This is a genomic window from Streptomyces sp. XY431 (genome assembly GCF_001279805.1).
Lineage (GTDB): Bacteria > Actinomycetota > Actinomycetes > Streptomycetales > Streptomycetaceae > Kitasatospora > Kitasatospora purpeofusca.
This window is the reverse complement of sequence record NZ_LGDO01000101.1, coordinates 1-14,776: the sequence shown is the minus strand read 5'-3', so window position 1 is coordinate 14,776 and position 14,776 is coordinate 1. Positions and strand designations below refer to the sequence as shown.

Genomic DNA, 14,776 nt, shown 5'->3' with positions numbered 1-14,776 from the left:
GGTCAGACCCACCGGCAACATCACCACGAACATCATCACTGTCAGTCGATGGGTCAGACCCACCGGCAACATCACCACGAACATCATCACTGTCAGTCGAGCTGGGCCGCGGCCTCGGAGGCGGCGACGAACTCGTCCACGTGCTCGCCGGTCACCAGGTACACCACGCGCTTGGCCACCGAGACGGCGTGGTCGGCGAAGCGCTCGTAGTAGCGGCCGACCAGGGTGACGTCCACCGCGGTCTCGATGCCGTGGTGCCAGCGCTCGTCGATGAGGTGCGCGAACAGCTCGCGGTGCAGCGCGTCGATCGCGTCGTCGTCCTGCTCCAGCTCCAGCGCCTTGTCGACGTCCTTGGTGGCGATCACCAGGCCGGCCTTGGCCACCAGCCGCTGGGCGAGCTGGCCCAGCTCCAGGACGGTCGCGTGCAGGTCGGTCGGGACGGCGCACTCGGGGTAGCGCAGCCGCGCGACCTTGGCGACGTGGCGGGCGAGGTCGCCGCAGCGCTCCAGGTCGGCGCTCATCCGCAGCGAGGTGACGACGATGCGCAGGTCGGTGGCGACCGGCTGCTGGCGGGCGAGCAGGTCGATCGCCCGGTTCTCCAGCTCGTGGTGCAGGTCGTTGACCTTGCCGTCGGCGGCGATCACGCTCTCGGCCAGCGCCAGGTCCGCGTCGAGGAGGGCGGTGGTGGCCCGCCCGAGGGCGGAGCCGACCAGCCGGGCCATCTCGACCAGGCTGTCGCCGATCGAGTCGAGTTCCTCGTGGTACGCGTCACGCATTGTTCTCTCCTCAGTAGCTGTGTCGGTGGCGGTGCCGACCGGTCATCCGGTACGACCGTCCGAACGGCGCACCAATGACCGCTGCTGGTGGCGCGCATCGTACGCGCGCACCCGGGGTGGCGGACGGCTGTTCGGCCGGGCCACCCGTCCCACACGGGCTCCGGCGCCCACTCTGGGCCGTCCGGGCGACCGCGCACGACCTGTCCGGTGAATCAGCAGCTACTTGAAGGTGAATTCTCGGCAACGCGTGGTCGATCCCTTGACCTGGGCCTGGGGGAGCGGCCGCATCGTGCGCTTAGGCTGGCGCTATGGACGTGAACGTGGCCGCCGCCGCTGCCTGCGCCATAGCCGGGCTCGGCGTCGGCCTCACGGCCTCGATCGCTTTCCGTTGGAGCGAGCGCGAGCAGGCGAAGGGCAGGCACAGCGGCACCAATCGGAATCAGGGCCTCGGCCCCGCGCAGGAACCCCCGCTCCCGCCGGGCGTCGACACGGTCCTCTCCGTGCTGCGCTCCTGCGCGATCGTGCTCGGCGAGGGCGACGAGGTGGTCAAGGCCAGCTCGGCGGCGTACGCGATGGGCCTGGTCCGCGGCGGCGCGGTCGCCCTGGACCAGCTGCTCGCGCTGGCCAGGGGCACCCGCCGGGACGGCGAGATCCGGCAGCTGGAGCTGGAGCTGCCCCGTCCGGGCGCGGCGCGGGCCGCCGATCCGCTGGCGGTCTCGGTCCGGGTCGCCCCGCTGGGCTCCCGGCTGGTCCTGGTGCTGGTCGAGGACCAGACCGAGCGCCGCCGGGTGGAGGCCGTCCGCCGGGACTTCGTGGCCAACGTCAGCCATGAGCTCAAGACCCCGGTCGGCGCGCTCTCGCTGCTCTCCGAGGCGGTCGCCGACGCGGCCGACGACCCGGAGGCGGTGCAGCGCTTCGCCGGCCGGATGCAGATCGAGGCGACCAGGCTGGCCAGCCTGGTCCAGGAGATCATCGACCTCTCCCGGGTCCAGGACGACCGGCTGATGGTCGACCCGGAGCCGGTCGCGGTGGACGAACTGATCGCCGAGGCGATCGACCGCTGCCGCCAGCAGGCCGCCGCCAAGCAGATCCTCATCGCGGCCGGCGGCATCGCCGGCCTCTACCTGCACGGCAACCGGGGCCAGCTGGCCGCCGCGCTCGGCAACCTGGTCGAGAACGCGGTCAACTACAGCCCGCCCCGGACCAGGGTCGCGATCGCCACCCGCCGGATCTCCAGCGCCGCCGCCCTGGGCGAGGCGGACGGTGAACTCATCGAGATCTCCGTGACCGACCAGGGCATCGGCATCTCGGAGAAGGACCGCGAGCGGGTCTTCGAACGGTTCTACCGGGTGGACCCGGCACGCTCCCGGCAGACCGGCGGCACCGGCCTCGGCCTCTCCATCGTCAAGCACGTGGCCGCCTCCCACGGCGGCACCGTCTCGGTGTGGAGCGTCGAGGGCCAGGGCTCCACCTTCACCGTCCGCCTGCCCGCAGGGCAGGCCCCCGTGGACCGTCCCCCGGTGGGCGGGCCCCCGCAGTCCCTGTCAGAAACAACCCCACAGCTTGCCCCGGAGGCCTGATCGTGACCCGAGTACTGGTGGTCGAGGACGAGGAGTCGTTCAGCGACGCTCTCTCGTACATGCTCCGCAAGGAAGGCTTCGAGGTGGCCATCGCCGCCACCGGCCCCGACGCCCTGGAGCAGTTCGAACGGAACGGCGCCGACCTCGTCCTGCTCGACCTGATGCTGCCGGGGCTGCCCGGCACCGAGGTCTGCCGCCAGCTTCGGGTCCGCTCCAATGTGCCGGTGATCATGGTCACCGCCAAGGACAGCGAGATCGACAAGGTGGTCGGGCTGGAGATAGGCGCGGACGACTACGTCACCAAGCCCTACTCCACCCGTGAGCTGGTGGCCCGGATCCGCGCGGTGCTGCGCCGCCGCGGCGAGAACGAGGGCCCCGGCGACGGCGGCGGCCCCGGTGCCCTGGAGGCGGGCCCGGTCCGGATGGACGTCGACCGGCACGTGGTGACCGTGGACGGCGCCAAGGTCGACCTCCCGCTCAAGGAGTTCGACCTGCTGGAGATGCTGCTGCGCAACGCCGGCCGGGTGCTCACCCGGATGCAGCTGATCGACCGGGTCTGGGGCGCGGACTACGTCGGCGACACCAAGACGCTGGACGTCCACGTCAAGCGCCTGCGGGCGAAGATCGAGCCGGACCCGGGCGCGCCGCGCTACCTGGTCACGGTGCGTGGCCTCGGCTACAAGTTCGAGCCGTAAACCGGCCGGTCGGCGCCGCGGGCCGGCCCCAAGACCGGGCGAACGCCCCCTCCGGATCACTCCGGAGGGGGCGTTCCCCTTGTGCGGCCCTGTACTGCGGCCCTCTGCTGCGGCCCTCTGCTGCGGCCCGGTGCGCGCGGCCCGGTGGTGCGCCCGTGGCTCAGTGGGCGGCCGGAGCGGTCGTACCCGTGGCCGGGGCGGCCGGGGTGGTGGCGCCGGTGGCCGGAGCGGTCGCCTTCGGCGGCACGGCGGCCGGGGCGACGGCCGGGCCGTAGCCCTTGTAGAGGCCCTTGTTCGGGCTGACCTGGGCCTCGGCGTCGACCTTCTCGTGGTTCTTGAACCCGAACGAGGCCGGCACGTAGCCGCCCACGCTCACGGTGGTGGAGGCGATCTTGGCGGTCGGGTTGCCCGGGCCGCCGAGCAGCAGCGCGTCGCCGGCCAGGACGACGATGGCGGGCAGCGCGGCGCCCTTGTCGTCGACGAAGGAGGCGGTCGCCCCGTTGCCGACGGTGATGGACTGCAGCTCGATCGGCTCGGTCCCGCTGTTGCTGATGTTCACCGTCACGTTGGCGGGGCCGGTGTGCTCGCCCGAGGACTCGTCCCCGGTGACCACGACGATGTTGTTCAGGCGGATGTCGGTGCCCAGGGTCGCCGACGCGTTGTCGGGCTTGACCTCCAGGGTGGCCGGGGTGTTCCCGGCGGAGCAGGAGGACAGCGAGGCGATGGCGAGGGCGGCGATGGCGGCGATGCCGCCGCGTCGAAGGCTGCGGCTCACGGCGGCGGCTTCTCCTAGGTCACGTGTCGATAGGTCAGGTTCAGATTATCGACCACGCTTATGCCGTCCTCACGGGGTGGTCCCTTCGGGTCACGATCCGCCCGCCAGGGCCTCCGGACGGCGGCATGTCCGCGTGTTCAGGTCAATCATCGACCAAGATCGGATCACGATCGGGAAACGGCCCGATAAACGGTGAAAACCCAAGATCCAATCATGGTTTCGGGAGTGTTGCCAGAGGTTTCGGTGGGCAGTGGAACCGCCTCCGACCTGCGGGAAGCCCTCCTCGAACACCGGTCGCAGCACGTCATGGGGGTCCTTGTCAAGCCCCGAGACCGGCCCTGACCTGCGAAAACGCCCTTCGGGTGCGCCGAAAAGCGTGTTATTCTGGAAAGCCACGGAAGGGGTCCTGTCACATGACGTTCAAGGTTGGCGACACGGTGGTCTACCCCCATCACGGGGCCGCGCTGATCGAGGCCATCGAAATTCGCCAGATCAAAGGTGTGGACAAGACCTACCTGGTGCTCAAGGTGCAGCAGGGAGACCTGACGCTCCGCGTGCCCGCCGAGAACGCGGAGTTCGTCGGCGTGCGCGATGTGGTCGGCCAGGAGGGTCTGGACCGGGTCTTCGAGGTGCTTCGCGCACCGTACACCGAAGAGCCCACCAACTGGTCGCGTCGCTACAAGGCGAATCTGGAGAAGCTCGCCTCGGGTGACGTTATCAAGGTCGCCGAGGTTGTGCGCGACCTCTGGCGTCGCGAGCGCGAGCGCGGCCTCTCCGCCGGAGAGAAGCGCATGCTCGCCAAGGCGCGCCAGATCCTCGTCAGCGAGCTCGCGCTGGCGGAGAACACCAACGAGGACAAGGCGGAGACGCTGCTCGACGAGGTGCTCGCCTCGTAGCGGCCGTCCGCTCCACAACGCTCACAGCGCCCGATGCCGGCGCGCCGCCCACCGGACCGACGGTCCGTGGGTGGTGCAGTGGCACTTCGGGCGCTGAGGCGTGTCCGGACGACGCCCCCGCACCCGGCGGCCTGGCCGGCCTCGGGTCTGCATGACCGTTTCTGCTGATCTTGCGGGCGGAAGACGGTGGTGCTTCGGAAGGGGTCCGCGCCCGTCGTGCACGCCATGGCCATACCCACTTCGCCGAAGGAGTGAAACCTGAACGCCACAGGAGCAATCGCAGCAGCAGTGGTTCCCGCCGCCGGCCGCGGCGAGCGGCTGGGACCCGGTGCCCCCAAGGCCCTGCGTGACCTGGGCGGCGTGCCGCTCCTGGTGCACGCGGTCCGGGCGCTGACCCGCAGCCGGGCGGTCGGCCTGGTCGTGGTCGCGGCCCCCGCCGACGGTGTGGCCGAGGTGGTCGCCCTGCTCGACAGCCACGGTCTCGAGGGCAAGGACATCCGGGTGGTGGCCGGCGGGGATACCCGCCAGGAGTCGGTCCGCCTGGGGCTGGCCGCGATCCCGGCCGAGGTCGGGATCGTGCTGGTGCACGACGCGGCCCGGCCGCTCGTCCCGGTCGAGGTGGTGGACGCGGTCGCGTCCGCCGTCCGGGCCGGGGCCGAGGCGGTGGTGCCGGCGGTGCCGCTGGCCGACACCGTCAAGCGGGTCGAGCCCGTCCGGGGCGGGCCCGAGCCGGTGCTCGACACACCCGACCGGGCCACGCTGCGCGCGGTGCAGACCCCGCAGGGCTTCCGCCGGGACACGCTGGCCGAGGTGCACGCCAAGGCGCTGGCCGAGGAGTCGGCGGGGGCCGAGGGCGGTCTGCCACCGGTCACCGACGACGCCGGGCTGGTGGAGCGCTTCGGCGGCCGGGTGGTCGTGGTGCCCGGTCACGAGGAGGCCTTCAAGGTGACCCGTCCGCTGGACCTCGTCCTCGCCGAGGCCGTACTCGCCCGCCGGAGGGCCGCCGATGCCTACTGAACCGCACGCCCCCGTACTGCCCCGGGTGGGCATCGGCACCGATGTGCACGCCTTCGAGCCCGGCCGCCCGCTGTGGGTGGCGGGGCTGGAGTGGCCGGACGCCGAGGTCGGCCTGGCCGGGCACTCGGACGCCGACGTGGCCGCGCACGCGGCCTGTGACGCGCTGTTCTCGGCCGCCGGGATCGGCGACCTGGGCGCGCACTTCGGCACCGACCGCCCGGAGTGGGCCGGCGCGTCCGGGGTGAAGCTGCTCGGAGAGGCGGCCCGGCTGGTGCGCGAGGCCGGGTTCGAGATCGGCAATGTGGCGATCCAGGTGATCGGGATCCGGCCGAAGATCGGCAAGCGCCGGGCGGAGGCGCAGGCCGCGCTCGGTGCCGCGGTCGGCGCCCCGGTCTCTGTCTCCGGCACCACCACCGACGGACTCGGCCTCACCGGCCGGGCCGAGGGCCTCGCCGCGATCGCCACCGCCCTGGTGTACGAACGGCGTTGACCTGTCCGGTGGCCCGTCGCTCGTCGGCGGCGGTGGCCCGGTGTCCGGCCGGGGTGCCCGCAGCGGAAATCGACCGGGGGTGACGGGTGTTCAACACCCTTTACCGGGGCCCGAATCGCTACTCTTCGAGGCGGGTTCGCCCCAGCAGTCGCCCTTCCACCGCCGCTCGACGAGAAGAACGAGGTCCCCGATGGCCGCAAACCTCTCCGACCAGGCCAAGGCCCTGATCGACGACAAGAGCTTCGCCGTGATCACCACCCTCCAGCCGGACGGCAGCCCGCAGTCCTCCGTGGTCTGGGTGAAGCGCGACGGCGAGGACATCCTGTTCTCCACGGTCGAGGGGCGCCGCAAGCACCTCAACCTGCTGAAGGACGCGCGGGTCTCGCTGCTGGTCAACCCGCCGGAGAACCCGTACACCTACCTGGAGGTCCGCGGCGAGGTCTCGCTGACCCGGGAGGGCGGCCGGGAGCTGATCGACGAGCTGTCCCTGAAGTACCGCGGCGAGGCGACGTACGGCTTCGACGGCCCCGACGACGTGCGGGTGGTCGTGCGGCTCACCCCGCGGAAGGTCGTCGGCTCGATCTGAGCCCACCGGGAGCGGAGGGGTGTCCCGGGGCGGTCCCCCGGGACACCACCCGGGACGTCACCCGGCGGAAAAGCATCCGCCGCGGTCTTGACATTTCGGAATGTCGCGAGGCACCCCCTGCTGCCCACTACGCTTGACGCTGTGAGCATTCGCCTGTACGACACCAGCACCCGCCAGGTACGCGACTTCGTCCCGCTTGTACCGGGTTGTGTCTCGATCTACCTGTGCGGCGCTACCGTCCAGTCGGCGCCACACATCGGGCACATCCGGTCCTACCTCAACTTCGACGTGATGCAGCGGTGGTTCGCCTACCGCGGCTACCAGGTGACTTTCGCCCGGAACGTCACCGACATCGACGACAAGATCATCGCCAAGGAGCGCGAGCTCGGCACGCCGTGGTGGCAGATCGCCTACGAGAACGAGCGTGCCTTTAACGACGGTTACGACGCGCTGGGCTGCCTGCGGCCGACCGTCGAGCCGCGGGCCACCGGGCACATCCCCGAGATGGTCGCGATGATGCGCGGGCTCATCGAGAAGGGCCACGCCTACGCGGCGGAGGGCAACGTCTACTTCGACGTGAAGTCCTACCCCGACTACCTCGCGCTCTCCAACCAGAAGCTGGAGAACCTCCAGCAGCCCAGCGGCGAGGGCGAGACCGGCAAGCGCGACCCGCGCGACTTCGCGATGTGGAAGGCGGCCAAGCCGGGCGAGCCCAGCTGGGACACCCCGTGGGGCAGAGGCCGCCCGGGCTGGCACCTGGAGTGCTCGGCGATGGCCCACAAGTACCTGGGCGCGGCCTTCGACATCCACGGCGGCGGTCTCGACCTGATCTTCCCGCACCACGAGAACGAGATCGCCCAGTCCAAGGCCTTCGGCGACGACTTCGCCGGCTTCTGGGTGCACAACGCCTGGGTCACCATGGCCGGCGAGAAGATGAGCAAGTCCCTCGGCAACTCGGTGCTGGTCGCCGAGATGGTCCGCCGCTGGCGGCCGATTGTGCTCCGCTACTACCTGGCCGCCCCGCACTACCGCTCGATGATCGAGTACAGCGAGGACTCGCTGCGCGAGGCCGAGGCGGGCTTCGGCCGGATCGAGGGCTTCATCCAGCGTGCCGTGGAGCGCTGCGGCACGGTCGACGCGGCGCCCGAGGTGCCGCCGGCCTTCGCCGAGGCGATGGACGACGACCTGGGCGTGCCGCAGGCACTCGCGGTCGTGCACACCGCCGTCCGCCAGGGCAACAGCGCCCTCACCGCGGACGACAAGGAGAGCGCGGTGGCGCGATTGGCCGAGGTCCGTGCGATGCTCGGAGTACTGGGACTCGACCCGCTCGACCCGCAGTGGGCCGGGGCGGAGCGCGGTGAGGACCTGCACGGCGTCGTCGACTCGCTGGTCCACCTGGTCCTGGAGCAGCGCCAGGCGGCCCGGGCCCGCAAGGACTTCGCGACCGCGGACGCCATCCGCGACCAGCTCGGCCTGGCCGGGCTGGCGATCGAGGACACCCCGTCCGGCCCGCGCTGGACGATCAACAGCCAGTAACCCCCGGGTGACCGAGGGGTGAGCGGTGGGCCGTACCGGACCGGTGCGGCCCTCCCGCATGACGGAACGCATGCCGTCGACCGCACCGGCACGGCCGGCGCGGTCGGCCATGCCGGACAGACAGACAGGAAGTACAGCCATGGCCGGCAACAGCCAGCGCAGGAACCGCCGCAACCCCGGGTCGAAGAAGGGCGCGAGTGTCGGTACCGGCGGCCACAGCCGGAAGGCGCTCCAGGGCAAGGGCCCGACGCCGCCCGGAGCGGAGCGCAAGGGCCACCCGAAGCAGCGGGCCGCCAACGCCGCGGTCAAGCGCGAGCGGGACGCCAAGGCCCGCGCCGGCATGCGCCGGTCCGGCGGCGGCGGCCGGGGCGGCCGCGGCGGCGCCGGCGCCGCCGAGCTGGTCTTCGGCCGCAACTCGGTGGTCGAGGCCCTGCAGGGCGACGTGCCCGCCAACGCGCTGTACGTCCAGCAGTTCATCGACACCGACGACCGGGTCCGCGACGCCTTCCAGGCCGCCAACGACCGGGGCATCCCGCTGATGGAGGCCCCGCGCCCGCAGCTGGACCAGATGACCGGCGGGATGAACCACCAGGGCCTGGTGCTCCAGGTCCCGCCGTACGAGTACGCCCACCCCGACGACCTGCTGGCCGGGGCCGCGGACTCCGGCGACGACGCGCTGATCGTGGCGCTGGACGGGGTGACCGACTCCCGCAACCTGGGCGCCGTGGTCCGCTCCGCCGCCGCCTTCGGCGCGCACGGCGTGGTGATCCCGGAGCGCCGGGCGGCCGGTATGACCGCCGGTGCCTGGAAGACCTCCTCGGGTGCCGCGGCCCGGCTGCCCGTCGCCCGGGCCACCAACCTGACCCGTGCCCTGGAGGCGTACCAGAAGGCCGGTCTGACCGTGGTCGGCCTGGCCGCCGACGGCGAGGCCGAGATCGGCGACCTGGAGGTGCTGACCGGGCCGGTGGTGGTCGTCGCGGGCAGCGAGGGCAAGGGCCTGTCCCGGCTCGTCGCGGAGACCTGCGACGTGCTGGTGCGGATCCCGATGTCCGGGCTCACCGAGTCGCTGAACGCCGGTGTCGCGGCGGGCGTCGTCCTGTACGAGGCGGCCCGGCTGCGCCGCAAGGTCGGCTGACCCTCCGGTCCGCCGGCGGTAGCCGCACACGGCGGGTGCTCGGCGCAAGGCGTTCTCCGGAACCGCCCACCGTCCGCCCGCAATCAATGGAAAGCGATCGGATCCGCCCGGATCCGATCGCTTTTCTCATGATCACTTCAAGGGGACTCCCGATATCCACTCGGGAGAGTGTCCTAACCGGGTGTCACCCGGTTAGACGGGCGTGGACACCAGAACACCTCGGCGCCCGCTCCTGGGCGGTGGCAGCACCGGGATAGACGCGGGCCCCGGCCTCAACACCGCCAAGGTGCCGTCGGACCCGGCACGCCTCAGCAGCACCCAGGCGAGCTTCCGGCTCCGGCTCGGCACCCCGGTGGCGCCGCTGATCGACGCCCCGGCCGGACTGCTGTCCACCGGCGCCGCGTTCGGCGACCCGTACGGCACCCAGGGCCTGATCCGCCGCCCGTTGGTCACCCCGCAGGTGGTCGTCCCGGTCGGCGACGTATCGGCGCTCGCCGGGGCACCCCCGCGCCGCAAGGGCCGGGTCACCCCGGTCACCTGGACCGGCGAGGCGCGCCCGGACGACGTCGCGGCCACCCGGCTGCTGGAGGCCGTCCGACTGGGCGGCGTCCCGGCCGGGGTCGGCGGCCGCGGGGGCGGTCGCCCCGGCGGCTCCCTGGCGGACGCGGACACCCAGCTGGTCCCGCCGTACGGCGGCGCCCGGACGGTGCCGCGCCAGCCGCGCGAGGGCGACGGCACCGCCACCGAGGGCGGAGTCGGCCCGGTCGGCGCGCCGCAGGGCTGGACGCCCAGCGGTGAGCTGCCCGAGGTCTCGGCCGCCGGGGCGGAGGGCAAGCAGCCCTGGTACCCCGGCCGTCGGGTGGACCTCGGCCTGGTGCTGCTGCCGCTGCGCGCGGTGCTCGGCTCGCTCTCCGTCTACGCCGGGTTCAGCAAGCTCTGCGACCCGGTGTACTTCGACGGCGGCGAGCGCGGCTCGATGATGCGCTGGCTGTCCTCGCTGCACCCCTGGAAGGTCGCCGAGCCGCTGCTGGCCTTCGCCATGGCGCACCCGGTCGGCTCCGGCCTGGTGGTGTCGTTCACCGAGATCGTGGTCGGTGTGCTCACCCTCCTCGGGCTCTGGCAGCGGCTCGCGGCCGGGGCGGCGATGGCGCTGTCCGCCGTGCTGCTGTTCACGGTGAGCTGGCGGGCCGTGCCGGTGTACGACACGCCCGACCTGATCTTCCTGGCCGCGTGGAGCCCGTTGCTGATCGCCGGGGCGCCGTTCGCCTCGTTGGACGGGCGGCTCAACCTGGAGGCCTGGCGGCGGTACGGCGCGGGCGCGCCGGCCGCGCTGCGCCGCCGGGTGCTGCGGCGCGGCGCCGTGGTCACCGCGGCGGTGGTCGGTCTGACGCTGCTGCTCGGCTCGATGCTGGGCGGGGCGGTCCGTACCGGTGCCCGGCCGCACCCCGCGCCGTCCCGGCCCGCCACCGACTTCGGCACGCCGGTCTGGCCGAGCGGCGGGCCGTCGGTGACCCCCGGCGGCAGGAGCCCGGCCGGTTCGGCGCCCTCGCCGGCCCCGTCCCGGCCGGCCGCGCCGAGCGCCGCGGCCACCACCGCCGCGCCGTCCGGCACCCCGGCCTCGCCGAAGGCGGCCCCGGCCACCCCGAGCGGGAAGGCGAAGTCCTCGGCGAAGCCGGAGACCGGTACGGCCGCTCCGGCGGCTCCGGCGGCCTCCGCACCGCCGGCCGCCCCGGCCCCGGCCGGATCGACGCCCGCGCAGCGCGCCACTCCCGCCGCCCCGGCGGCCGGGACCGGGACGGCGCCGAAGCCGGCCCCGAGCACCGGGACCGGGACGGGCGGCACCCCGAGCGGGTCCGGTGCCTCGCCGGGCGGCTCGGGACTGCTGGGCGGGGTGCTGGGCAGCGCGCCGCTGGCCGAGCTGTCCGGCGGCGGCGCCCGCAGCTCCCGTCCGGAGCCGGCCACGGCGACCTGACGGGCGGGCCGGGCGGAACCGGCCCGGGAACGGCGACCGGCCGGGTGCTCCGTGGGGGAGCACCCGGCCGGTCGCCGTTGTGCGCGAAGCGCTTCGGCCAAGCGCGTCGGTGGAGCAGGGTGGCGGAGGGCTTCGGGGGCGCTCCGCCGGGCCGGCCCTACTGCGGGGCGCGGCCGGCGCCCCCGGCGAGCTCCTTGGCGGCCTCGGTGAGGTCCTTCGCGGTGTCGATGGCCCGCCAGTAGACGCCCTGCGGCAGCTGGTAGCCGGCCAGCCGCTTGCTGCGGGCCAGCTGCGGGAAGGTGGTCCGCTCGTGGTCGCCGACGTCCGGCAGCAGCTCGGCGAAGTCCGGGCCGAAGACGTAGAGGCCGGCGTTGATGAGGAACGGCGAGGGCGGGGCCTCGATGAAGTCGAGGACGTTGCCGAACTGGTCGGTCTCCACCGCGCCCCACGGGATCCGCGGCCGGGCCAGCGCGAGCGTCGCGACGGCGTCCCGCTCGTGGTGGAAGGCGGCCATGTCGCGCAGGCTGAACCTGGTCCAGATGTCGCCGTTGGTGGCGTACCAGGGCTCGTCGGGCCGGGGCAGCGCCTTGGCGGCGTACTTGAGGCCGCCGCCCCGGCCGAGCGGCTCGGCCTCGACCACCGTGCGGACCCGCAGCGGCAGGTCGGCCTTGTCGAGCCAGTCCTCCAGCACGTCGGCCAGGTGGCCGCAGGAGATGACCGCGTCGGTGACGCCCTCGGCGGCCAGCCAGGCGAGCTGGTGGCCCAGGATGGGGGTGCCCGTGCCCGGGATCTCGACCAGCGGCTTGGGGCGGTCGTCCGTGTAGGGGCGCAGCCGGGAGCCCTGGCCGCCGGCCAGGATGACGGCCTGGGTCACCGGCACCGGGCCGATGGCGGGAGCGGGCGGGGGAGTGGCCGTGGGGCCGGAGTCAGCGGTCATGGCTGAACAATAGGCGCGCGGGGGCCGGGCGAGCGGTCGTCCGGTGCGGTCGGCCGTGCCCGTGGCCCGGTGGCGGTGCCGGTCCTCCGGCGGGACCCGGACCCGGCCGACCGCCGGCTTCCCGGGTGGCTCCCGGCTCGGTCAGCCCGCCGCGCCGGCGGCGAACGAGCCGTCGCAGACCGCGCGGGCGAAGGTCCGGGCCCGCTGGACGTCGCCCTGGTACTTGCGCACCGCCGCCTTGCCGAGCTCGGTGGCGAGCGAGCTGCAGTAGGGCGTGAGCGCGGGCTGCTCGCGCATCGCGCGCTCCAGCAGGTCGAGCGCGCTGCCCGGGTTGTGGGCCCGCAGCTCGTCCATGAGGGCGACCCGCAGCGCGTCCTGCGGGGCGAGCCCGTCGGACGTCGTGGTGGTGGTGGCGGTCCGGCCGATCCCCGCGCCGTCCCCGCTGGACGCCGCCACGACCTGCTGGTCCAGCGACGTGGGCGGGGCCCACGGGACCCTGGTCACGGCGAGGGTGCCGGTGGTCACCAGGACGACGGGCAGGGTGAGGGCGATGGTCTGGCCGATGCGGCGAACTAGCTGCTTCACGCACAGGAGAGTAGCGGTGGGTAGGTCCCGGATCGCCCTCCGTTACACCATCGAGTGACACGGTGTCCTGGTTCGTCCCGTCGCCGGGTTGACGCCGTCGTCCGTCGGAGTGGTCCGGAACGGCAGGAGCCCCGCCGGACCGGTGACGGTCGGACGGGGCTCCGTGCGGCGGGCGGTGGCCCGGCGGGGCTCAGCTGGAGAGGCGGGCGCCGGTGCTGCTGGAGAACACGTGGGTCTCGTTGGCGACGGGCACGACGTGGATCGTCTCGCCGCGGGCCGGGATCTGGCGGCCGTGCACGCGGACGACCAGGTCCTTGTCCTCGCCGCCGATCTTGGTGGTGCCGTAGACGAAGCCGTCCGAGCCGAGCTCCTCGACCACGTTGACGGTGACCGCGACGCCCTCGATGCCGCCGCCGGGGACGATCTCGAAGTGCTCGGGGCGGATGCCGACGGTCACGTTCTTGTCGGTGCCGGCGCCGGCCAGGTCCTCGCGGGAGATGTTGACGACCGAGCCGCCGAACTTCACGCCGCCGTCCACCAGCGGCACCTCGACCAGGTTCATCGCGGGCGAGCCGATGAAGCCGGCCACGAAGAGGTTGGAGGGCCGGTCGTACATGTTGCGCGGGGTGTCGACCTGCTGCAGGACGCCGCCCTTGAGGACCGCCACGCGGTCGCCCATGGTGAGCGCCTCGGTCTGGTCGTGGGTCACGTAGACGGTGGTGATGCCCAGGCGGCGCTGCAGGCCGGCGATCTGGGTACGGGTCGAGACGCGGAGCTTGGCGTCCAGGTTGGACAGCGGCTCGTCCATCAGGAAGACCTGGGGCTCGCGGACGATCGCGCGGCCCATCGCGACACGCTGGCGCTGACCGCCGGAGAGCGCCTTCGGCTTGCGGTCCAGGTAGTCGGTGAGGTCGAGGATCTTGGCGGCCTCTTCGACCTTGGTGCGGATCTCCGACTTGTTGACGCCCGCGATCTTGAGCGCGAAGCCCATGTTCTCCGCGACGGTCATGTGCGGGTACAGCGCGTAGTTCTGGAACACCATCGCGATGTCCCGGTCCTTCGGCGGCAGGTGGGTCACGTCGCGGTCGCCGATGCGGATGGCGCCGCTGTTGACGTCCTCGAGGCCGGCCAGCATGCGGAGGCTGGTGGACTTGCCACAGCCGGAGGGGCCGACCAGGACGAGGAACTCGCCGTGCTCGATCTGGAGGTCCAGGGCGTCCACCGAGGGCGTGGTCGCCCCGGGGTAGACACGGGTCGCCTGGTCGAACGTCACAGAAGCCATGGCTGTGCTCTCCTTCACCGGCAGGAACGTGCCGGACGATCCGAGTAAAGGTGGGGGATTCCAGTCGGCCGGTTCCCAGAGGTGGTCTGAACCTCTGTACGAATCCGGCTCCGGGCGACGCTACCTGCGTGTACGCCGCTTGTCAGCCCCTCGACGGCCGGATTTCGGCATCGGTTCCATCACGCCCGCCCCGTCCGCCCGGGCCGTTCCGGCCCGTCACCGCCCCCGCTGCCGCCCGACCCCGGATATCCCCCCACCGCCCGCTCCCCGCCCGGTAGACTGCCCCCGGTGCCGCCGTGATCCGTCGCGGACGGTCACCATGCCTCCTTAGCTCAGCTGGCCAGAGCACCGCTCTTGTAAAGCGTAGGTCGTCGGTTCGAATCCGACAGGGGGCTCCGCAGGCCCTCGACGAAGGCCCCCCGGCGTGCAGCCGGGGGGCCTTCGTCGTTCCCCGGTACGCCGACCCGTCAGGTGACGGGGCGGCGGTCGGGCCGGAGTTGACGCAGGGTGTGGT

At 72.9% G+C, this 14,776-nt stretch carries 14 protein-coding genes and 1 tRNA gene; 10 read left to right on the top strand and 5 right to left on the bottom strand.

What is annotated here, in order from left to right; translation table 11 throughout:
* Positions 1-92 precede the first annotated feature (92 nt).
* Complete coding sequence (gene phoU, locus ADK60_RS13355) at positions 93-776, bottom strand: phosphate signaling complex protein PhoU (protein WP_030393723.1); 684 nt, start codon at positions 774-776, stop codon at positions 93-95.
* 308 nt (positions 777-1,084) lie between these two features.
* Here phoU and phoR point away from each other — a divergent pair, with 308 nt between their 5' ends.
* Together phoR and phoP are read left to right on the top strand one after the other, a co-directional pair.
* The gene (gene phoR, locus ADK60_RS13350; protein WP_053645870.1) at positions 1,085-2,356 is read left to right on the top strand and encodes a two-component system sensor histidine kinase PhoR; all 1,272 of its coding nucleotides are present in this window, start codon (positions 1,085-1,087) and stop codon (positions 2,354-2,356) included.
* 2 nt (positions 2,357-2,358) lie between these two features.
* On the top strand, positions 2,359-3,051 hold the full coding sequence (gene phoP / locus ADK60_RS13345; protein WP_030305055.1) for a two-component system response regulator PhoP: 693 nt from the start codon (positions 2,359-2,361) through the stop codon (positions 3,049-3,051).
* Positions 3,052-3,211: 160 nt separating this feature from the next.
* Here the strand turns inward: phoP and ADK60_RS13340 are convergent, their stop codons facing one another.
* Positions 3,212-3,826 (bottom strand): hypothetical protein, encoded by a 615-nt coding sequence (locus ADK60_RS13340; protein WP_045939599.1) that lies wholly within the window; start codon positions 3,824-3,826, stop codon positions 3,212-3,214.
* Positions 3,827-4,239: 413 nt separating this feature from the next.
* On the opposite strand from ADK60_RS13340, the gene ADK60_RS13335 reads away from it, so the two are divergent.
* The 7 genes from ADK60_RS13335 to ADK60_RS13305 all read left to right on the top strand — a co-directional run bounded on the left by ADK60_RS13335 (position 4,240) and on the right by ADK60_RS13305 (position 11,458).
* The gene (locus tag ADK60_RS13335; RefSeq protein WP_030244332.1) at positions 4,240-4,722 is read left to right on the top strand and encodes a CarD family transcriptional regulator; all 483 of its coding nucleotides are present in this window, start codon (positions 4,240-4,242) and stop codon (positions 4,720-4,722) included.
* A 258-nt stretch (positions 4,723-4,980) separates the two neighbouring features.
* A complete protein-coding gene (gene ispD, locus ADK60_RS13330) occupies positions 4,981-5,739 on the top strand; it encodes a 2-C-methyl-D-erythritol 4-phosphate cytidylyltransferase (RefSeq protein WP_234325942.1) in 759 nt (252 codons plus the stop codon).
* A complete protein-coding gene (gene ispF, locus ADK60_RS13325) occupies positions 5,729-6,229 on the top strand; it encodes a 2-C-methyl-D-erythritol 2,4-cyclodiphosphate synthase (protein WP_053645868.1) in 501 nt (166 codons plus the stop codon). The genes ispD and ispF overlap by 11 nt, the downstream gene beginning before the upstream one ends.
* 190 nt (positions 6,230-6,419) lie before the next feature.
* On the top strand, positions 6,420-6,815 hold the full coding sequence (locus ADK60_RS13320; RefSeq protein WP_045939602.1) for a PPOX class F420-dependent oxidoreductase: 396 nt from the start codon (positions 6,420-6,422) through the stop codon (positions 6,813-6,815).
* Positions 6,816-6,956: 141 nt separating this feature from the next.
* The gene (cysS, locus tag ADK60_RS13315) at positions 6,957-8,351 is read left to right on the top strand and encodes a cysteine--tRNA ligase (protein WP_053645866.1); all 1,395 of its coding nucleotides are present in this window, start codon (positions 6,957-6,959) and stop codon (positions 8,349-8,351) included.
* 139 nt (positions 8,352-8,490) lie between these two features.
* Entirely contained in the window at positions 8,491-9,486 is a 996-nt protein-coding gene (gene rlmB, locus ADK60_RS13310) for a 23S rRNA (guanosine(2251)-2'-O)-methyltransferase RlmB (protein WP_045939604.1), read from the top strand.
* A 202-nt stretch (positions 9,487-9,688) separates the two neighbouring features.
* Complete coding sequence (locus tag ADK60_RS13305) at positions 9,689-11,458, top strand: DoxX family membrane protein (RefSeq protein ID WP_079008323.1); 1,770 nt, start codon at positions 9,689-9,691, stop codon at positions 11,456-11,458.
* 157 nt (positions 11,459-11,615) lie between these two features.
* On the opposite strand, the gene ADK60_RS13300 is transcribed toward ADK60_RS13305, so the two are convergent.
* From ADK60_RS13300 to ADK60_RS13290, 3 genes are all read right to left on the bottom strand, one after another.
* Positions 11,616-12,395: a nucleotidyltransferase family protein gene (locus ADK60_RS13300; RefSeq protein ID WP_045939605.1), complete on the bottom strand. Its 780-nt coding sequence runs from the start codon at positions 12,393-12,395 to the stop codon at positions 11,616-11,618.
* A gap of 141 nt (positions 12,396-12,536) precedes the next feature.
* Positions 12,537-12,980, bottom strand: a complete 444-nt coding sequence (locus ADK60_RS13295) for a hypothetical protein (RefSeq protein WP_045939606.1) — start codon at positions 12,978-12,980, stop codon at positions 12,537-12,539.
* 190 nt (positions 12,981-13,170) lie between these two features.
* Positions 13,171-14,262: an ABC transporter ATP-binding protein gene (locus ADK60_RS13290; RefSeq protein ID WP_045939607.1), complete on the bottom strand. Its 1,092-nt coding sequence runs from the start codon at positions 14,260-14,262 to the stop codon at positions 13,171-13,173.
* Positions 14,263-14,583: 321 nt separating this feature from the next.
* Here ADK60_RS13290 and ADK60_RS13285 point away from each other — a divergent pair.
* Positions 14,584-14,657 (top strand) — tRNA-Thr (locus tag ADK60_RS13285).
* The last annotated feature ends 119 nt before the right edge of the window (positions 14,658-14,776 follow it).